Below are 17,916 nucleotides of genomic sequence, written 5' to 3'. Positions count from 1 at the left end.
AATCGGCAGCGGGATCAGCACACGTTGTGCAGCATTCTGCCAAGGACTCCACCAGTATCGCGGGGCAGGCCGACGATGGTAGACAGTTCTGAAATTCTGTTCACCCCACGGAGGTGCCCAGCGGATGGCCGAGACACTGCAGCAACTGCTGCGCACCAGAGCCGACGGCGATACCGTCGCCGTCAAGTACGGCGACACCACCACGACCTGGCGCCAACACATCGACCACGCGACGCGTCAGGCGGCCGCCGTCATCGCCGCCGCCGACCCGGACCGGCCGCTGCACGTCGCGGTCCTGCTGGGCAACACACCGCGCATGCTCACCGCCCTGGCCGCCGCCGGGCTCGGTGGCTACGTGCTGTGCGGGGTCAACACCACGCGGCGCGGCCCGGCCCTCGCGCGCGACATCGCCAAGGTCGACACGCAGATCCTGCTCACCGATGCCGAACACCGGAGCCTGCTCGACGGCGTCGACCTGCCGGGCGTGACGGTCTTCGATGTGACCGACGCGCACTGGGCGCAACGCCTCGCCGAGGCGCCGGCGCTGACGCCGCACCGCGAGGTCGCCCCCGATGACACCTTCATGATGATCTTCACCTCGGGCACCAGCGGTGAACCCAAGGCGGTCGAGGTGCCGCACTCGACGGTGCTGTTCGCCGGCAGCGCGCTGGTGCAGCGCTACGAACTCGGGCCGTCCGACACCTGCTATCTGGCCATGCCGCTGTTCCACTCCAACGCCGTCTATGCCGGGTGGAGCGTCGCGGTGGGCGCCGGTGCCGCGATGGCGCCCGCGGCCTTCTCCGCCTCGTCGTTCTTGCCCGATGTCCGCCGCTACGGCGCCACCTACATGAACTACGTCGGCAAACCGCTGGCCTACATCCTGGCCACCGCCGAGCAGCACGACGACGCCGACAACCCGCTGCGCATCGCGTTCGGCAACGAGGCCGCCGACCGCGATATCGAGGCGTTCGGACGCCGCTTCGGCTGCACGGTATGGGACGGCTTCGGCTCCACCGAGACGGCCGTCATCATCACCCGGCCCGAGGACACCCCACCCGGCTCGATCGGCCAGGGCTTCCCGGGCGTGGCGATCTACAACCCGGACACCGGCCAGGAATGCGACGTCGCGCGGTTCGACGCCGACGGCAAGCTGGTCAACGCCGAGGCCGCCACCGGTGAGCTGGTGAACGCAGGCGGTAGCGGACTGTTCCGCGGCTACTACAACGATCCCGCCGCCACCGGCGAGCGGCTGCGAGGCGGCATCTACTGGTCCGGCGATCTGGCCTACCGCGATGCCGACGGCTGGATCTATCTGGCCGGCCGCACCGCGGACTGGATGCGCGTCGACGGCGAGAACCTGACCACCGCGCCCATCGAACGAATCCTCATGCGGCTTCCGGTCATCAATCGGGTGGCGGTCTACCCGGTGCCCGACGAGCACGTCGGTGATCAGGTGATGGCCGCGGTGGTGCTGCAGGACGACGCCGAACTCACCCCGGCGGGATTCGAGGAGTTCCTGGCCGCCCAAGCCGACCTGTCGCCCAAGGCGCGGCCCCGCTATGTGTGGATCGCCGACGATCTGCCCAGCACGGCGACCAACAAGATCCTCAAACGCGAGCTCATCGCGCTCGGCGCGCAACCGCGGGGTCGGTGTGTCTGGGAACGCACCGGCTCGTGCTACGCGGTCATCGGTACGGATCGGTGATCTTACGCAGCTGCAGCAGCAGCTGACGCAGTCGCCCGAACTCCGTGTCGCCCAGATGTTCCCGCCACTGTGATTCCACCCGGGCCAGTTCGGTGGCGGCCAGTCGGCACAGACGGCGGCCGCGCGCGCTGAGCGTCACCAGGCGGGCGCGGGCATCGGCGGGGTCCGGTATCCGCTCGACGTATCCGGCGCGTTCGAGCTGATCGACCAACGCACCGGCGGTCTGCTTGGTGACCCGCGCCTGCTCGGCGAGGTCGGTCAGGCGGATGCCGTCGGCGCTCAGCCGCTGCGCGATCTTCATCTGCGCCATGGTCAGGTCGTCATAGCCCGCGGCGTGTAGCACCTCGTGCAGCCGGGACTCGGCGGCGCGGTGCGCGATGAACATCAGCGCGGCGGTGCTCGGTTCCTCCACGGCATTGACTTTAGTACGGAGTCCTGACTATATTTCGTCAGGAAGGCTGACTAAATTACTGGGGGAGTGTCGTGCGGGACGAGGACATCTGGCGCCATATCGACCAGCAGCGCGCCGACCTGGCCGACTTCCTGGACACGCTGACCCCGCAGCAGTGGGCCACGCCGTCGCTGTGCGAACACTGGGCGGTCCGTGACGTCGCCGCGCATCTGACCCACGGCGGTGCGCACTGGGCGCGCATGGGCTGGGAGGCGCTGCGATCCGGCTTCCGGTTCAACGCGATGATGGTGCGGATCGCCGTGGAGGACACGCGGCCCGCCGACGAGATCGTCGCCGCGCTGCGGGCCATGGTCGGTCAGCGCCGACGCCCGCCGGGCACGGTCGTGGCCGACCCGCTGATGGACGTGCTGGTGCACGGGCAGGACATCGCCAGACCGCTCGGCATCGTGCGGCCCATGCCGACCGAGGCCGCCGTCGTCGCGGCCGAACGGCTCTGGTCGATGACCTTTCCGTTCCATCCCCGCAAACGCTTCGCCGGTATCGCGTTCACCGCCACCGACGCGCCGTTCGCGGTGGGCCAGGGGCGCGTTGTCGAGGGCCCGCTGAGCGACATCATGCTGGTGTTGGCAGGTCGGCGGGCCGGTGCGGCCGGGTTGTCCGGGGACGCCGCGGCGCTGGCCGGCATCGGTCGATGACGGGGGAATAGTCACCCGTCATCACGCGTTTTCGCACTTGGCGGTTGACCTGGCATAATGGACCGTCGACCCTCGGTTCCGGTTCACGCTCGATGACTTCCCAGGTCTGGGCTCGGGCGACCCGGCGGCCAACGATTGAAGAGGAAAACCATGAAATCGGGTATCCACCCCAATTACGCAGAGACCACCGTGGTCTGCGGCTGCGGTAACAGCTTCACCACTCGCAGCACCAAGGACAGCGGCCACATCGTGGTCGAGGTCTGCTCGCAGTGCCACCCGTTCTACACCGGCAAGCAGAAGATCCTCGACAGCGGCGGCCGCGTCGCCCGCTTCGAGAAGCGCTACGGCAAGCGCAACACGAAGGCTGCTGCCGACAACTAGTTGTCCGATCGGCGCCCGTTCCTGTCCATGTGTCAGGCCGGGCGCCGATCTGCGTTTGGAGGGAGGTTCGCCGGTGACTGACACCGCGCCCATGATCGAGGCGTTGCTCGCCGAGCACACCGACCTCGAACGCCAACTCGCCGACCCGGCGCTGCACGCCGATGCCGGCGCCGCCCGCAAGGTCGGCCGGCGCTTCGCGCAGGTCTCGCCGATCGTGACGACCTACCGCAAGCTGGAGGCGGCCCGCGGCGATCTGGAGGCCGCCCGTGAGCTGGCTGCCGAGGACGAAGCCTTCGCCGCCGAGGTGCCCGGCCTGGAGGCGACCGTCGCCGAGCTCGACGCCAAACTGACCGATCTGCTGGCCCCGCGTGACCCGCACGATGCCGATGACGTGGTGCTGGAGGTGAAATCCGGCGAGGGCGGCGAGGAGTCGGCGCTGTTCGCCGCCGACCTGGCCCGCATGTACATCCGCTACGCCGAACGGCACGGCTGGACGGTCACCGTTCTCGACGAGACCTGGTCGGACCTGGGCGGCTACAAGGACGCCACCATCACCATCGCCGGCAAGGGCGACTCGGCCGACGGCGTCTGGTCGCGCATGAAGTTCGAGGGCGGCGTGCACCGGGTGCAGCGCGTGCCGGTCACCGAATCGCAGGGACGCGTGCACACCTCGGCCGCGGGAGTGCTGGTCTACCCCGAGCCCGAAGACGTCGAAGAAGTGCAGATCGACGAATCCGATCTGCGCATCGACGTCTACCGCAGCTCCGGCAAGGGTGGTCAGGGCGTCAACACCACCGACTCGGCGGTGCGCATCACCCACCTGCCCACCGGCATCGTCGTCACCTGCCAGAACGAGCGCAGCCAGCTGCAGAACAAGGCGCGCGCCATGGTCGTGCTCGCCGCGCGGTTGCAGGCGCTGGCCGAGGAGCAGGCCTCCGCCGATGCGTCGGCGGACCGGGCCAGCCAGATCCGCACCGTCGACCGCAGCGAGCGGATCCGCACCTACAACTTCCCCGAGAACCGCATCGCCGATCACCGCATCAACTTCAAGTCGCACAACCTCGACCAGGTGCTCGACGGCGACATGGATGCGTTGCTCGACGCGCTGGCCGCCGCCGACAAGCAGGCGCGTCTCCAGCAGCAGGGGTGAGTCCCACGCTGCGCCAGGCGATCTCCGACGGTGCCGCCGCGCTGGCCGACGCCGGTGTCGACTCCGCGCGCGCCGATGCCGAATACCTGGCGGCCCACGTGCTGGGGGTGGACCGCGTCCGGCTCGCACTCGCCGAGCCCGGACCCGACTTTTCTGGCCGCTACCGGGATCTGATCGCTCGCCGGGCCCGTCGGATCCCGCTGCAGCATCTGCTCGGCACCGCGGCCTTCGGTCCGGTCACCCTGACCGTGGGCCCGGGTGTGTTCATCCCGCGGCCGGAGACCGAGGCGCTGCTGGAATGGGCCCAGTCCGTCCCGGTCCCCGCCGGCGGCGTCATCGTCGATCTGTGTACCGGCTCGGGTGCCTTGGCGGCGGCGCTCAAGACCCACCGCCCCGATACCCGCGTCCTCGCCGTGGAGCGGTCCGAGGATGCGCTGCGCTACGCGCGTGCCAACGTCGGGGGAGCGGTCGAGGTGGTGCATGCTGATGTCACCGCGCCCGCACTGCTGCCCGAACTCGACGGCGCGGTCGACCTGATCGTGGCCAATCCGCCCTACATCCCCGACGGGGCCGAGCTGGAACCCGAAGTCGCCGAACACGATCCGCACCTGGCGTTGTTCGGCGGACCGGACGGGATGGCCGTCATCGGGCCGATCGTCGAGCTGGCCGCCCGGTGGCTGCGACCCGGTGCGCAGGTGGGCGTGGAGCACGACGACACCACATCGGATGCCACCGCGGCGCTGTTCGCCGGGCAGGGCTCGTTCACCGGCGTCGCGGCGCGCCGGGACCTGACCGGCCGTCCCCGATTCGTCACCGCGGTGAGAAGCTGAACACATGGCTCTGTTCGATTGCTCGGATCCCGACCAGCGGGCCGCCGGATTGGCGTCGGCGGTCAGTGCGGTCAAGGGTGGCCGACTGGTGGTGCTGCCCACCGACACGGTCTACGGGATCGGTGCCGACGCGTTCGACAACGCGGCGGTCGGCGCGCTGCTGGCGGCCAAGAACCGCGGTCGCGATATGCCCGTCGGCGTGCTCGTCGGTTCCTGGCACACGATCGACGGTCTGGTGTACGCCGTGCCGCCCGCGGCCCGCGAGCTGATCCAGGCGTTCTGGCCCGGTGCGCTCAGCCTGGTCGTGCGGCACGCCCCGTCGCTGCAATGGGATCTCGGTGACGCCAACGGCACGGTGATGCTGCGCATGCCGCTGCATCCGGTGGCCATCGACCTGCTCCGCGAGGTCGGGCCGATGGCGGTTTCCAGCGCCAACGTCTCGGGTTTCCCGGCGGCAACCACCGCCGCGGATGCGCAGGCCCAACTCAGCGACCGGGTCGAGGTCTATCTGGACGCCGGGCCGTCCCCGCAGGGTGCCGCATCGACCATCGTCGACGTCTCCAAGGCCACGCCCCGGGTGTTGCGTGAGGGACCGGTCGCGATCGCCGACATCGCCCGGGTGCTCGGCGTCGACGCCGCCGACCTCACGCCCGAGGACGCCGATGGTTCAGCTGGCTGACGGGCTGCTCGCCCTGTCGGATCGCGGCGCCGGCGTGCCGCTGCGTGAGCTGGCGCTGGTCGGGTTGACCGCCGCGATCATCACGTACTTCGCAACCGGCTGGGCCCGCGTGCTGGCCACCCGCGTCGGTGCGGTCGCCTATCCGCGGCAGCGCGACGTGCACGTGCAGCCCACCCCTCGGATGGGCGGGCTGGCGATGTACATCGGCGTGGTCGCCGCGGTACTGCTGGCCTCCCAGCTGCCTGCGCTCAACCGCGGTTTCGTCTACTCCACCGGCATGCCCGCCGTCGTGGTCGCCGGCGGGCTCATCATGCTGGTCGGCCTGATCGACGACCGCTGGGGCCTGGATGCGCTGACCAAATTCGCCGGCCAGATCACCGCCGCCAGCGTGCTGGTGACCATGGGGGTGGCCTGGAGCGTGCTCTACATCCCGATCGGCGGGGTCGGCACCATCGTGCTCGACCAGGTCACCTCGATCCTGCTGACGCTGGCGCTGACCGTCTCGATCGTCAACGCGATGAACTTCGTGGACGGGCTCGACGGGCTGGCCGCCGGACTGGGACTGATCACCGCGCTGGCCATCTGCATCTTCTCGGTGGGGCTGCTGCGCGACCATGGCGGCGACGTGTTGTTCTACCCGCCGGCGATGATCTCGGTGGTGCTGGCCGGCGCGTGTCTGGGCTTCCTGCCGCACAACTTCCACCGCGCCAAGATCTTCATGGGCGACTCCGGGTCCATGCTCATCGGTCTGATGCTCGCGGCGGCGTCGACGACGGCGGCCGGCCCGATCTCGCAGAACGCCTACGGGGCGCGCGATGTCTTCGCGTTGCTGTCCCCGTTCCTGTTGGTGGTCGCGGTGATGTTCGTGCCGGCGCTGGACATGTTGCTCGCGATCGTGCGCCGCACCCGCGCCGGCAAGAGTCCGTTCAGTCCCGACAAGATGCATCTGCACCACCGGCTGCTGCAGATCGGCCATTCACATCGGCGGGTGGTCCTGTTGATCTACATGTGGGTCGGCATCGTCGCACTGGGCGCGGCGAGCACCATCTTCTTCGATCCGCGGCACACCGGCGCAGTGATGTTGGCCGCAATCGTGGTGGCCGGAGTGGTCACGCTGATCCCGCTGCTGCGCGGGCGTTCCGAGCCCGTCGAAGGTCCGTGAAGCGGGTTGTACGACGAAAAGTAGTAGGCCTGTTTTTGTGCCTCCTACCTTGTGGTACCGTTCGCGTCATAACCCGAAAAACCTCGCGGGTTGCCGGCCCGGCCCATCGGTCCCACCAACCGATCGGCGCCGATACACGACCGACAAAGGGAGCTACCCCTTGGGTGAGTTCAACGCGCCCGCTGCCCTCCGATATTCTCGGCGGGCACGCACAGGAACTTTGCAGTTTTCAGTGATACCGACCCTCGACGCCGCGGGATTGAGGTGAACCACGTGACGACACCAGCGCACGATGCGCCCTTGGTGTTCCCCTCAGTCGCTTTTCGGCCGGTGCGTCTCCTGGTGGTCATCGTTGCGCTCACCGCACTGGCAATCACCGCTTCGGGTTTCGTCGGCAACATCTTCTTCGGTGTCTTCTTCGGTGTGGGCCTCGGCCTCGGTTTGCTCAACGCGCTGCTGGTACGCCGCGCGGTCGAGTCGATCACGATGGAGGACCACCCACTCAAGAAGAAGATGGCCCTAAACTCCGCCACGAGACTGTTGGTCATCACCGCAGTCGCCCTGGCGGTCGCAATCTTCTTCAAGGAACACGGCGGTATCGCCGTGCTGTTCGGGCTGGCGATCTTCCAGGCGTTGCTGGTGATGAGCACCAGCGTCCCGGTATTGCGGAAGATCCGCGCCAACGGTTTGGACGTCGAAGACGTCTCTGCATCGGATTCGAAGGGCTGAGCTGACGGGCATGACTGAGACCATTCTCGCCGCCGAAGAGGGTGGCACCGCCATCCACGTCGGACACCACGTGATGGTGTTCGAACTGTTCGGCATGACCTTCAACGGCGACACCATCATGGCCACCGCCATCACGGCGTTGATCATCATCGGGCTGGCGTTCTACCTGAAGTCGAAGGTCACCTCGACCGGTGTCCCCGGTGGCGTGCAGCTGTTCTGGGAGGCCCTGACCATCCAGATGCGCCAGCAGATCGAGGGCTCGATCGGCATGAAGATCGCGCCGTTCGTGCTGCCGCTGGCCGTCGCGCTGTTCGCCTTCATCCTGATCTCGAACTGGCTGGCTGTGTTCCCGTGGCAGTACGGCGGTTCCGACGGTGCGGCCGCCGAGCTGTACAAGCCACCCGCCTCGGACATCAACTTCGTGTTGGCACTGGCCCTGTTCGTCTTCATCTGCTACCACGCGGCCGGCATCTGGCGCCGCGGCGTCGTCGGTCACCCGGTGGCCGTCGTCAAGGGCCACGTCGCCTTCCTGGCGCCGATCAACATCGTCGAAGAGATCGCCAAGCCGATCTCGCTGGCACTCCGACTTTTCGGCAACATCTTTGCCGGCGGCATCCTGGTCGGCCTGATCGCCATGTTCCCCTGGTACATCCAGTGGGCGCCCAACGCCATCTGGAAGACGTTCGACCTGTTCGTCGGCCTGATCCAGGCCTTCATCTTCAGCCTGCTGACCATCCTGTACTTCAGCCAGGCCATGGAAGTTCACGACGATCACGATTCCAAAGAGCACGCGCACTAGAACCTGCACGACATAGAACCTGCACGACCCGTATGAAGCAGTCCTGGTGGCACCGCCGCCAGTTACAAGGAGGAAGAAAGTAATGGAACTCGATCCCAACGCCATCATCACTGCTGGCGCGCTGATCGGTGGCGGTCTGATCATGGGTGGCGGTGCCATCGGCGCCGGTATCGGTGACGGTATCGCCGGTAACGCCCTGATCTCGGGCATCGCGCGTCAGCCCGAGGCCCAGGGCCGGCTGTTCACGCCGTTCTTCATCACCGTCGGTCTGGTCGAGGCCGCATACTTCATCAACCTGGCCTTCATGGCGCTGTTCGTCTTCGCCACGCCCGGCCTCATCGAGGGTTAAGAACCCGCCACATGGGTGAAGTGACCACGACCATTCTCGCGGCCGAAGAGGGCGGGGGGACCAGTAACTTCCTGATCCCCAACGGCACCTTCTTCGCAGTGCTGCTCATCTTCCTGATCACGCTCGGCGTGATCTGGAAGTGGGTGGTGCCGCCGGTCAGCAAGGTGCTTGCCGAGCGCGAGGCCATGCTGGCCAAGACCGCCGCTGACAACCGCAAGTCGGCCGAGCAGGTGGCCGCCGCACAGGCCGACTACGACGAGGCCATGGCCGGTGCTCGTGCCGAGGCGTCCGCGCTTCGGGACGAGGCGCGCAACGAGGGCCGTCAGGTCGTCGACGCCAAGCGGGCCGAGGCCAGCGGTGAGGTCGCCGAGACGGTACGCCAGGCCAACGAGAAGCTGTCCCAGCAGGGAACGGCGGCTCAAGCCGAGTTGGCCTCGTCGGTGGACGGCCTGTCGGCCACCCTGGCGAGCCGCATCCTCGGCGTCGACGTGAATTCGGGACGGAAATAGGTAGATGTCGACATTCATCGGACAGCTGATCGGCTTTGCCGTCATCGTGTTCATCCTCGTCAAATGGGTGGTGCCCCTGATCAAGGGGTTGATGGTCAAGCAGCAGGAGGCCATCCGCGTCGCCCTGGCCGAAAGTGCCGAGGCGGCAAAGAAGCTCGCTGATGCCGATGCCATGCACGCCAAGGCACTCGCCGACGCGAAGGCCGAGTCCAGCCACGTCACCGACGAGGCGCGTCAGGACTCGGAACGGATCAAGGCGCAGCTGGCCGAGCAGGCCGGAGTCGATGCCGAGCGCATCAAGGCCCAGGGCGGCCAGCAGGTCCACCTGCTCCGCCAGCAGTTGGTTCGCCAGCTGCGGCTCGGGCTCGGTGCCGAGGCCGTGACCAAGGCCGAGGAACTGGTGCGCGCCCACGTGGCCGATCCGGCCGCCCGGTCGGCGACCGTCGACCGCTTCCTCGACGATCTCGATCAGATGGCCCCCTCCGAGGTCGTCGTCGAGACCGGCGCGACTGCGGGTCTGCGGGCCGCAAGCCGGGAGGCGCTGGCCACCCTGGTCTCCGAGTTCGACTCGGCGGCAGGCGGTTTGGACGCCGACGGCCTGACGAAGCTGGCCGATGATCTGACGGCGGTGGCCAAGCTGTTGCTCACCGAGACCGCACTGGCCAAGCATCTCGCCGAGCCGACCGACAACTCGTCGGCCAAGGTGGCGCTCGCCGACAAGCTGCTGACCGGCAAGATCGGCGAGCCGGCTCTGAAGCTGGTGCGCACTGCCGTCGGGCAGCGCTGGTCCACCGAGGCGAACCTGGTCGACGGTATCGAGCACGCCGCGCGGCTGGCGCTGCTGCAGCGTGCCAATGTCGCCGGCGAGGTCGACGAGGTCGAGGATCAGCTGTTCCGGTTCGGCCGCGTCCTGGACAGCGAGCCGCGCCTGACCAATCTGCTCAGCGACTACACCACCGACTCCGCCGGCCGAATCGGCCTGCTGGAGAAGGTGGTCGGCGATGCGGACAACGGCACCGCGGCCGCGCTGCTGGCCCAGACGGTCACTCTGCTGCGCGGGGAGCGCGCCGACGTGGCGGTCATCGACCTCGCCGAGCTCGCGGTCGCCCGTCGCGGCGAGATCGTCGCGCACGTCAGCGCCGCGGCCGAGCTGACCGATGCCCAGCGCGACCGGCTGACCGCCGTGCTGACCCGCATCTACGGGCACCCGGTGTCCGTGCAACTGCATGTCGACCCGGCGCTGCTCGGTGGTCTGTCGATCACCGTCGGTGACGAGGTGATCGACGGTTCCATCGCGTCCCGCTTGGCTGCCGCGCAGACCCAGCTGCCGGACTGACCCAGAAGACTTATCACCCAGATCAAAGGTAGGAAGACGAAAAACCATGGCAGAGTTGACAATCTCCGCTTCTGATATCGAAGGTGCCATCGAGGACTACGTATCCTCGTTTTCCGCCGAGACCGAGCGGGAAGAGATCGGCACCGTCGTCGATGCCGGTGACGGTATCGCCCACGTCGAGGGCCTGCCCTCGGTCATGACCCAGGAGCTGCTCGAATTCGAGGGCGGCGTGCTGGGCGTGGCGCTCAACCTCGACGAGCACAGCGTCGGCGCCGTGATCCTGGGCGAGTTCAACAAGATCGAAGAGGGCCAGCAGGTCAAGCGCACCGGCGAGGTCCTCTCGGTGCCGGTCGGCGATGCCTTCCTCGGTCGCGTGGTCAACCCGCTGGGTCAGCCCATCGACGGCCAGGGCGACATCGCCTCGGACACCCGTCGCGAACTGGAACTGCAGGCACCCTCGGTCGTGCAGCGTCAGGGCGTCGGCGAGCCGCTGCAGACCGGTATCAAGGCCATCGACGCCATGACCCCGATCGGCCGCGGCCAGCGCCAGCTGATCATCGGCGACCGCAAGACCGGCAAGACCGCGGTCTGCGTCGACACCATTCTGAACCAGCGTCAGGCCTGGGAGACCGGTGACCCGCAGCAGCAGGTGCGCTGCGTGTACGTCGCGATCGGCCAGAAGGGCACCACGATCGCGTCCGTGAAGCGCGCTCTCGAAGAGGGCGGCGCGATGGAGTACACCACCATCGTCGCGGCCCCGGCGTCGGATCCCGCCGGCTTCAAGTGGCTGGCCCCCTACACCGGTTCGGCCATCGGCCAGCACTGGATGTATGACGGCAAGCACGTCCTGATCGTGTTCGACGACCTGACCAAGCAGGCCGACGCCTACCGCGCGATCTCGCTGCTGCTGCGTCGCCCGCCGGGCCGCGAGGCGTTCCCCGGTGACGTCTTCTACCTGCACTCGCGTCTGCTGGAGCGTTGCGCGAAGCTGTCCGACGAGCTCGGTGGCGGTTCGATGACCGGTCTGCCGATCATCGAGACCAAGGCCAACGACATCTCGGCGTTCATCCCGACCAACGTCATCTCGATCACCGACGGCCAGTGCTTCCTGGAGTCCGACCTGTTCAACCAGGGTGTGCGCCCGGCCGTGAACGTCGGTGTGTCGGTGTCCCGTGTCGGTGGCGCCGCGCAGATCAAGGCCATGAAAGAGGTCGCCGGCTCGCTGCGTCTGGACCTGTCGCAGTACCGCGAGCTGGAGGCCTTCGCGGCCTTCGCCTCCGACCTGGATGCGGCTTCGAAGGCGCAGCTGGACCGCGGTGTGCGGCTGGTCGAGCTGCTCAAGCAGCCCCAGTACAGCCCGCTGGCCGTCGAAGACCAGGTGGTGGCGATCTTCCTCGGAACCCAGGGCCACCTGGATTCGGTTCCGGCCGAAGACGTCCAGCGCTTCGTCGACGAGCTGCTGGAGCACGTCAAGGCCAGCCACTCCGACATCCTCGACGGCATCCGGGAGAGCAAGAAGCTCTCGGACGACGCCTCCGAGAAGTTGGTCACCGTCATCAACGACTTCAAGAAGGGCTTCTCGGCGAGCGACGGCAGCTCCGTCGTCGTCAACGAGGCCGACTCCGAAGCTCTGGATCCCGAGGACCTGGAGAAGGAATCGGTCAAGGTCCGTAAGCCTGCACCCAAGAAGGCCTAGGTAACCAATGGCAGCCACACTGCGCGAGCTACGCGGACGTATCCGCTCCGCCGGGTCGATCAAGAAGATCACCAAGGCCCAGGAGCTGATCGCCACGTCGCGGATCGCCAAGGCGCAGGCGCGGGTCGACGCGGCCCGGCCGTACAGCACCGAGATCACCAACATGCTCACCGAGCTGGCGGGCGCCAGCGCGCTGGATCACCCGCTGCTCGTCCCGCGGGACAACCCGAAGCGGGCCGCCGTGCTGGTGGTGTCCTCGGATCGCGGTCTGTGCGGTGGGTACAACGCCAACGTGCTGCGCCGCGCCGAGGAGCTGTTCTCGCTGCTGCGTGACGAGGGCAAGGACCCGGTGCTCTACGTGGTCGGCCGGAAGGCCTTGGGCTACTACAGCTTCCGCGGGCGCGAGGTCGTCGAATCGTGGACCGGCTTCTCCGAACGGCCGGAGTACGAGAACGCCAAGGAGATCGCCGAGACGCTGGTGACGTCCTTCATGTCCGGAGCCGACGACGACGGCGACGACGGCGGAGCCGACGGCATCCTGGGTGTCGACGAGATCCACATCGTGTCGACGGAATTCCGCTCGATGCTGTCGCAGACCGCGGTGGCACTGCGGGTCGCCCCGATGGTCGTCGAATACGTGGGTGACGACGAGCCCGAGGACGGACCGCGCACGCTGTTCTCCTTCGAGCCCAACGCCGAGACGTTGTTCGACGCACTGCTGCCGCGCTACATCGCGACCCGCGTGTACGCCGCACTGCTGGAGGCGGCCGCCTCGGAGTCGGCTTCGCGCCGGCGCGCCATGAAGTCGGCCACCGACAACGCCGACGATCTGATCAAGGCCCTCACGCTGGCGGCCAACCGCGAGCGTCAGGCGCAGATCACCCAGGAAATCAGCGAGATCGTCGGCGGCGCCAACGCGCTGGCCGACGCCAAATAGGCCTACGTAAAAGCGAAAGCGAAGAAGAGATATGACTACCGTAGAGACCAAGACCACGACGGGTCGCGTTGTTCGTATCACGGGCCCCGTGGTCGACGTCGAGTTCCCGCGTGGCTCCGTGCCCGAGCTGCTCAACGCGCTGCACGCCGACATCACCTTCGGCGCACTGGCCAAGACGCTGACCCTGGAGGTCGCCCAGCACCTCGGCGACAACCTGGTGCGCTGCATCTCCATGCAGCCCACCGACGGCCTGGTCCGCGGCCAGGACGTCACCGACACCGGCGCCTCCATCTCGGTGCCCGTCGGTGACGGCGTCAAGGGCCACGTGTTCAACGCCCTCGGTGACTGCCTCGACGAGCCCGGCTACGGCAAGGACTTCGAGCACTGGTCCATCCACCGCAAGCCGCCGGCCTTCGCCGACCTGGAGCCCCGCACCGAGATGCTGGAGACCGGTCTGAAGGTCGTCGACCTGCTCACCCCGTACGTGCGTGGTGGCAAGATCGCCCTTTTCGGTGGTGCCGGCGTCGGCAAGACCGTTCTGATCCAGGAGATGATCAACCGCATTGCCCGCAACTTCGGTGGCACCTCGGTGTTCGCCGGCGTGGGGGAGCGCACCCGTGAGGGTAACGACCTGTGGGTCGAGCTCGCGGACGCCAACGTGCTCAAGGACACCGCCCTGGTGTTCGGCCAGATGGACGAGCCGCCCGGCACCCGTATGCGTGTCGCCCTGTCGGCACTGACCATGGCGGAATTCTTCCGCGATGAGCAGGGCCAGGACGTGCTGCTGTTCATCGACAACATCTTCCGATTCACCCAGGCCGGTTCCGAGGTCTCGACCCTGCTCGGTCGTATGCCTTCGGCCGTGGGTTACCAGCCGACGCTGGCCGACGAGATGGGTGAGCTGCAGGAGCGCATCACCTCGACCCGTGGTCGCTCGATCACCTCGATGCAGGCCGTGTACGTGCCCGCCGACGACTACACCGACCCGGCGCCGGCCACCACGTTCGCCCACTTGGACGCCACCACCGAGCTCTCGCGTGCGGTGTTCTCCAAGGGCATCTTCCCCGCGGTGGATCCGCTGGCATCGTCCTCGACCATCCTGCACCCCAGCGTCGTCGGCGACGAGCACTACCGCGTCGCCCAGGAAGTCATCCGAATCCTGCAGCGCTACAAGGATCTTCAGGACATCATCGCCATCCTCGGTATCGACGAGCTGTCCGAAGAGGACAAGGTGCTGGTGTACCGCGCCCGCAAGATCGAGCGCTTCCTGAGCCAGAACATGATGGCCGCCGAGCAGTTCACCGGCCAGCCCGGTTCGACCGTGCCGCTCAAGGAGACCATCGAGGCCTTCGACAAGCTGGCCAAGGGAGAGTTCGACCACCTGCCCGAGCAGGCGTTCTTCCTCATCGGTGGCCTGGACGACCTGGCGAAGAAGGCAGAATCGCTCGGCGCCAAGCTGTGATGCCGGTACGAGTGCGAAAGGTGGTGTGGCATGGCTGAACTGGACGTCGAGATCGTCGCCGTCGAGCGCAAGCTGTGGTCCGGTAAGGCCACGTTCGTCTTCACCCGCACCACTGCGGGTGAGATCGGCATCCTGCCGCGACACATTCCGTTGGTGGCCCAGTTGGTCGACGACGCCATGGTGCGCGTCGAGCGCGAGGGTGAGGATGATCTGCGCATCGCGGTCGACGGCGGGTTCCTGTCGGTGACCGAGGGCGGGGTCAGCCTGCTGGTGGAGAACGCTCAGTTCGAGTCGGAGATCGACACCGACGCCGCCAAGCGGGACTCCGAGTCCGACGACGAGGCCACCGCAGCCTGGGGCCGTGCGCGGCTGCGGGCTGTCGGGCAGATCGACTAGTAGGCAACGCCGATGAGCGCGTCCATGTTGTTCATGGTCGCGCTCGTCGGCGTTTTGCTGCTTGCCGTCGCCGCCCTGGGCTATCGGCTGTGGAAGTTGCGCCAGGTGGGCGGCACTGCGGCGATCCTGCGTGACTATCCGGCGGCGGGTGGTCAGGGCTGGCGCCACGGCGTGCTGCGCTACGGCGAAAGCGAAGCCGAGTTCTACCGACTCTCGAGCGCACGCTGGTGGCCAGACCGTCGGATCAGCCGGCGCGGCCTCGAAGTGCTGTCACGCCGCTCCCCGCGCGGGGACGAGTTCGACATCATGACCGATGAGATCTCCATCCTCGAACTGCGAGATGCCGACCGGGGATTCGAGGTGGCGCTGGATCGCGGAGCGCTGACCGCGTTCACCTCGTGGCTGGAGTCGCGCCCGTCGGATCGAGCCCGGCGGCGCTCGGTTTAGCTGCGCTCGCCGCCCGGTTGCCACTTCACATCACCGTCGGGGTTGGCCACCCGCGACAGGATGAACAACAGATCCGACAGCCGGTTCAGGTATTTGGCCGGCAGGACGTTGACCGATTCCCCGTGCTGGTCGACCGCACGCCAGGCCGAGCGCTCGGCGCGCCGCGTCACCGTCCGGGCCACGTGCAGCAGCGCCGACAACGGGGTACCGCCGGGCAGGATGAACGAGTCGAGTTTCGGGAGACCCTCGTTGAACTCGTCGCACCAACCCTCGAGCCGGTCGATATAGCTCTGCAGGACCCGCAGGGGCGGATACTCGGGGTTGTCCACCACCGGAGTGGACAGGTCGGCCCCGGCGTCGAACAGATCGTTCTGGACCTGCAGCAAGACCCGACGGATGCGTTCGTCGGGCCCGCCCATCGACAACGCCACACCGATCGCGGCATTGGCCTCATCGCAGTCGGCGTAGGCCTCGAGTCGGGCATCGTTCTTGGAGACGCGGCTGAAATCACTCAGACCGGTCGTGCCGTCGTCGCCGGTCCGGGTATATATGCGGGTCAGGTGCACGGCCATGGTCCAAACCTACCTGTCATCGGGTCCGCAGCGGGCGCACCCCGGGGGTCGCACCGTTCTGAAACTGCGACGGTCACTGCTTAGACTGACCGCGTGAGCGATCGTTTCGTGGTGACGGGCGGAAGCCGGTTATCGGGCGAAGTCGCCGTCGGGGGAGCCAAGAACAGCGTCCTCAAGTTGATGGCGGCGGCACTACTGGCCGAGGGCACGAGCACGATCACCAACTGCCCCGACATCCTCGACGTGCCCCTGATGGCGGAAGTTCTGCGGGGACTGGGAGCGACGGTCGAGCTGGACGGTTCCACCGTGCGGATCACCTCGCCCGATGAGGTCAAGTACGACGCCGACTTCGCGGCCGTCCGTCAGTTCCGCGCCTCCGTCTGCGTCCTGGGACCACTGGTCGGGCGCGGGAAGCGTGCCCGGGTCGCGCTACCCGGTGGTGACGCCATCGGTTCGCGACCGTTGGACATGCACCAGGCGGGCCTACGGCAGCTCGGCGCTCGCTGCAATATCGAGCACGGATGTGTGGTTGCCGAGGCCGATCATCTGCGCGGGGCCGAGATCCAGTTGGAGTTCCCCTCGGTGGGGGCCACCGAGAACATCCTGATGGCCGCGGTGCTCGCCGAGGGCGTCACCACCATCCACAACGCGGCGCGCGAACCCGATATCGCCGATATCTGCACCATGCTCAACGAGATGGGCGCCCAGGTCTCGGGCGCGGGCTCGTCGACGTTGACGATCACCGGGGTGGATCGGCTGTATCCCACCGAGCACCGGGTGATCGGTGACCGCATCGTCGCCGCGACCTGGGGGATAGCCGCGGCGATGACACGCGGGGACATCTCGGTGACCGGGGTGGATCCAGCGCATCTGCAATTGGTTTTGCACAAGCTGCACGACGCCGGGGCGACCGTCACGCAGAGCGACAACGGTTTCCGGGTGGTCCAGTACGAACGTCCGAAAGCGGTGAACGTCGCGACGCTGCCCTTCCCCGGATTTCCGACGGACCTGCAACCGATGGCGATCGGGTTGGCCTGTATCGCGGACGGCACGTCGATGATCACCGAGAACGTCTTCGAGGCACGGTTCCGGTTCGTCGAGGAGATGATCCGCCTGGGTGCCGACGCGCGTACCGACGGTCACCATGCGGTGGTCCGCGGAATTCCGCAGCTGTCGAGTGCACCGGTCTGGGCGTCGGACATCCGGGCCGGCGCCGGCCTGGTGCTCGCGGGCCTGGTGGCCGACGGCGAGACCGAGGTGCACGACGTCTACCACATCGACCGGGGCTACCCGATGTTCGTCGAGAACCTGGCCAGCCTCGGTGCCGGCATCGAGCGGGTAAGCTAGCCGGAGTCGGCCGAGCTGCGACTTCAAGCCGCTGACCTGCGGATTTGACTTCGTACGGCACGTAGTTCTAATCTTTTGAAGTCGCCGCGGAGACGCGAGATAGAGAAGCTTGACTCGCCGGACGAGATAGTTTAAGCTGGCAGGGTTGCCCCGAAACGGGTAGCTTCTACACAATCTGGTCTGTTGTTTGAGAACTCAATAGTGTGTTTGGTGGTTTTTGTTTGTTGTTTTTTGGCCATCTTGGTGGGGGACTCCCCGTCTTCCTGCCACGTGGGATGGTTGTTTTTTTGATGCCAGTTTTTGGTGTCTTTTGTTTGTGATCG

The 17,916-nt window shown here is 67.2% G+C and carries 21 protein-coding genes; 18 read left to right on the top strand and 3 right to left on the bottom strand.

The window, feature by feature from the left end; genetic code table 11:
* Nucleotides 1–124 precede the first annotated feature (124 nt).
* Nucleotides 125–1,705 (top strand): fatty-acid--CoA ligase FadD1, encoded by a 1,581-nt coding sequence (gene fadD1, locus ACWDUN_RS24345; protein ID WP_449932664.1) that lies wholly within the window; start codon nucleotides 125–127, stop codon nucleotides 1,703–1,705.
* Here fadD1 and ACWDUN_RS24340 read toward each other — a convergent pair.
* Nucleotides 1,686–2,090, bottom strand: a complete 405-nt coding sequence (locus ACWDUN_RS24340; protein WP_449932783.1) for a MarR family winged helix-turn-helix transcriptional regulator — start codon at nucleotides 2,088–2,090, stop codon at nucleotides 1,686–1,688. The two genes, fadD1 and ACWDUN_RS24340, sit on opposite strands and share 20 nt — an antisense overlap.
* 98 nt (nucleotides 2,091–2,188) lie before the next feature.
* On the opposite strand from ACWDUN_RS24340, the gene ACWDUN_RS24335 reads away from it, so the two are divergent.
* The 16 genes from ACWDUN_RS24335 to ACWDUN_RS24260 all read left to right on the top strand — a co-directional run bounded on the left by ACWDUN_RS24335 (nucleotide 2,189) and on the right by ACWDUN_RS24260 (nucleotide 15,674).
* Nucleotides 2,189–2,812: a maleylpyruvate isomerase family mycothiol-dependent enzyme gene (locus ACWDUN_RS24335; RefSeq protein WP_449932662.1), complete on the top strand. Its 624-nt coding sequence runs from the start codon at nucleotides 2,189–2,191 to the stop codon at nucleotides 2,810–2,812.
* A 150-nt stretch (nucleotides 2,813–2,962) separates the two neighbouring features.
* Nucleotides 2,963–3,193 (top strand): 50S ribosomal protein L31, encoded by a 231-nt coding sequence (gene rpmE / locus ACWDUN_RS24330; protein ID WP_083060954.1) that lies wholly within the window; start codon nucleotides 2,963–2,965, stop codon nucleotides 3,191–3,193.
* Nucleotides 3,194–3,284: 91 nt separating this feature from the next.
* Nucleotides 3,285–4,343 carry a peptide chain release factor 1 gene (gene prfA / locus ACWDUN_RS24325; RefSeq protein WP_449932781.1) on the top strand — a complete coding sequence of 353 codons (1,059 nt, stop codon included), beginning with the start codon at nucleotides 3,285–3,287 and terminating at the stop codon, nucleotides 4,341–4,343.
* Complete coding sequence (prmC, locus tag ACWDUN_RS24320) at nucleotides 4,340–5,173, top strand: peptide chain release factor N(5)-glutamine methyltransferase (RefSeq protein ID WP_449932660.1); 834 nt, start codon at nucleotides 4,340–4,342, stop codon at nucleotides 5,171–5,173. The genes prfA and prmC overlap by 4 nt, the downstream gene beginning before the upstream one ends.
* Before the next feature lie 4 nt (nucleotides 5,174–5,177).
* On the top strand, nucleotides 5,178–5,852 hold the full coding sequence (locus ACWDUN_RS24315) for an L-threonylcarbamoyladenylate synthase (protein WP_449932658.1): 675 nt from the start codon (nucleotides 5,178–5,180) through the stop codon (nucleotides 5,850–5,852).
* Entirely contained in the window at nucleotides 5,836–7,014 is a 1,179-nt protein-coding gene (locus tag ACWDUN_RS24310) for a glycosyltransferase family 4 protein (protein WP_449932657.1), read from the top strand. The genes ACWDUN_RS24315 and ACWDUN_RS24310 overlap by 17 nt, the downstream gene beginning before the upstream one ends.
* Nucleotides 7,015–7,287: 273 nt before the next feature.
* Nucleotides 7,288–7,743: an ATP synthase subunit I gene (locus ACWDUN_RS24305; RefSeq protein ID WP_449932655.1), complete on the top strand. Its 456-nt coding sequence runs from the start codon at nucleotides 7,288–7,290 to the stop codon at nucleotides 7,741–7,743.
* Between the two features lie 10 nt (nucleotides 7,744–7,753).
* Nucleotides 7,754–8,542: a F0F1 ATP synthase subunit A gene (gene atpB, locus ACWDUN_RS24300; RefSeq protein ID WP_449932653.1), complete on the top strand. Its 789-nt coding sequence runs from the start codon at nucleotides 7,754–7,756 to the stop codon at nucleotides 8,540–8,542.
* An 82-nt stretch (nucleotides 8,543–8,624) separates the two neighbouring features.
* Entirely contained in the window at nucleotides 8,625–8,891 is a 267-nt protein-coding gene (locus ACWDUN_RS24295; protein ID WP_083060960.1) for a F0F1 ATP synthase subunit C, read from the top strand.
* 11 nt (nucleotides 8,892–8,902) lie between these two features.
* The gene (locus ACWDUN_RS24290) at nucleotides 8,903–9,400 is read left to right on the top strand and encodes a F0F1 ATP synthase subunit B (RefSeq protein WP_449932652.1); all 498 of its coding nucleotides are present in this window, start codon (nucleotides 8,903–8,905) and stop codon (nucleotides 9,398–9,400) included.
* A 4-nt stretch (nucleotides 9,401–9,404) separates the two neighbouring features.
* Complete coding sequence (locus ACWDUN_RS24285) at nucleotides 9,405–10,736, top strand: F0F1 ATP synthase subunit B/delta (protein WP_449932651.1); 1,332 nt, start codon at nucleotides 9,405–9,407, stop codon at nucleotides 10,734–10,736.
* A gap of 46 nt (nucleotides 10,737–10,782) precedes the next feature.
* A complete protein-coding gene (gene atpA, locus ACWDUN_RS24280) occupies nucleotides 10,783–12,432 on the top strand; it encodes a F0F1 ATP synthase subunit alpha (protein ID WP_449932649.1) in 1,650 nt (549 codons plus the stop codon).
* Between the two features lie 7 nt (nucleotides 12,433–12,439).
* Nucleotides 12,440–13,369, top strand: coding sequence for a F0F1 ATP synthase subunit gamma (locus tag ACWDUN_RS24275; protein WP_449932647.1), 930 nt, complete (start codon nucleotides 12,440–12,442; stop codon nucleotides 13,367–13,369).
* A 31-nt stretch (nucleotides 13,370–13,400) separates the two neighbouring features.
* A complete protein-coding gene (gene atpD, locus ACWDUN_RS24270; RefSeq protein WP_449932646.1) occupies nucleotides 13,401–14,831 on the top strand; it encodes a F0F1 ATP synthase subunit beta in 1,431 nt (476 codons plus the stop codon).
* A 30-nt stretch (nucleotides 14,832–14,861) separates the two neighbouring features.
* On the top strand, nucleotides 14,862–15,227 hold the full coding sequence (locus ACWDUN_RS24265) for a F0F1 ATP synthase subunit epsilon (protein ID WP_449932644.1): 366 nt from the start codon (nucleotides 14,862–14,864) through the stop codon (nucleotides 15,225–15,227).
* Nucleotides 15,228–15,239: 12 nt separating this feature from the next.
* Entirely contained in the window at nucleotides 15,240–15,674 is a 435-nt protein-coding gene (locus tag ACWDUN_RS24260; protein ID WP_449932642.1) for a DUF2550 domain-containing protein, read from the top strand.
* Here the strand turns inward: ACWDUN_RS24260 and ACWDUN_RS24255 are convergent.
* Nucleotides 15,671–16,246 carry a cob(I)yrinic acid a,c-diamide adenosyltransferase gene (locus ACWDUN_RS24255; RefSeq protein WP_449932640.1) on the bottom strand — a complete coding sequence of 192 codons (576 nt, stop codon included), beginning with the start codon at nucleotides 16,244–16,246 and terminating at the stop codon, nucleotides 15,671–15,673. The two genes, ACWDUN_RS24260 and ACWDUN_RS24255, sit on opposite strands and share 4 nt — an antisense overlap.
* 93 nt (nucleotides 16,247–16,339) lie before the next feature.
* On the opposite strand from ACWDUN_RS24255, the gene murA reads away from it, so the two are divergent.
* Nucleotides 16,340–17,593: a UDP-N-acetylglucosamine 1-carboxyvinyltransferase gene (murA, locus tag ACWDUN_RS24250; RefSeq protein WP_449932638.1), complete on the top strand. Its 1,254-nt coding sequence runs from the start codon at nucleotides 16,340–16,342 to the stop codon at nucleotides 17,591–17,593.
* 131 nt (nucleotides 17,594–17,724) lie between these two features.
* Here the strand turns inward: murA and ACWDUN_RS24245 are convergent.
* A partial coding sequence (locus ACWDUN_RS24245; RefSeq protein WP_449932637.1) for a hypothetical protein occupies nucleotides 17,725–17,916 on the bottom strand: 192 nt, incomplete at its 5' end.

The sequence above is a fragment of the Mycobacterium sp. NPDC003323 genome (assembly GCF_053589535.1).
Note: the sequence above shows the minus strand (reverse complement) of the source record. Positions and strands in the feature narration are given on the sequence as shown.

Coding starts and splice junctions, on each gene's coding strand:
- ACWDUN_RS24265 (WP_449932644.1), top strand. CDS start 14,862: ATGGCTGAACTGGACGTCGAGATCGTCGCCGTCGAGCGCAAGCTGTGG.
- atpB (WP_449932653.1), top strand. CDS start 7,754: ATGACTGAGACCATTCTCGCCGCCGAAGAGGGTGGCACCGCCATCCAC.
- ACWDUN_RS24275 (WP_449932647.1), top strand. CDS start 12,440: ATGGCAGCCACACTGCGCGAGCTACGCGGACGTATCCGCTCCGCCGGG.
- ACWDUN_RS24255 (WP_449932640.1), bottom strand. CDS start 16,246: ATGGCCGTGCACCTGACCCGCATATATACCCGGACCGGCGACGACGGC.
- ACWDUN_RS24295 (WP_083060960.1), top strand. CDS start 8,625: ATGGAACTCGATCCCAACGCCATCATCACTGCTGGCGCGCTGATCGGT.
- atpD (WP_449932646.1), top strand. CDS start 13,401: ATGACTACCGTAGAGACCAAGACCACGACGGGTCGCGTTGTTCGTATC.
- atpA (WP_449932649.1), top strand. CDS start 10,783: ATGGCAGAGTTGACAATCTCCGCTTCTGATATCGAAGGTGCCATCGAG.
- ACWDUN_RS24340 (WP_449932783.1), bottom strand. CDS start 2,090: ATGTTCATCGCGCACCGCGCCGCCGAGTCCCGGCTGCACGAGGTGCTA.
- prfA (WP_449932781.1), top strand. CDS start 3,285: ATGATCGAGGCGTTGCTCGCCGAGCACACCGACCTCGAACGCCAACTC.
- ACWDUN_RS24260 (WP_449932642.1), top strand. CDS start 15,240: ATGAGCGCGTCCATGTTGTTCATGGTCGCGCTCGTCGGCGTTTTGCTG.
- rpmE (WP_083060954.1), top strand. CDS start 2,963: ATGAAATCGGGTATCCACCCCAATTACGCAGAGACCACCGTGGTCTGC.
- ACWDUN_RS24315 (WP_449932658.1), top strand. CDS start 5,178: ATGGCTCTGTTCGATTGCTCGGATCCCGACCAGCGGGCCGCCGGATTG.
- ACWDUN_RS24285 (WP_449932651.1), top strand. CDS start 9,405: ATGTCGACATTCATCGGACAGCTGATCGGCTTTGCCGTCATCGTGTTC.
- ACWDUN_RS24310 (WP_449932657.1), top strand. CDS start 5,836: ATGGTTCAGCTGGCTGACGGGCTGCTCGCCCTGTCGGATCGCGGCGCC.
- ACWDUN_RS24290 (WP_449932652.1), top strand. CDS start 8,903: ATGGGTGAAGTGACCACGACCATTCTCGCGGCCGAAGAGGGCGGGGGG.
- fadD1 (WP_449932664.1), top strand. CDS start 125: ATGGCCGAGACACTGCAGCAACTGCTGCGCACCAGAGCCGACGGCGAT.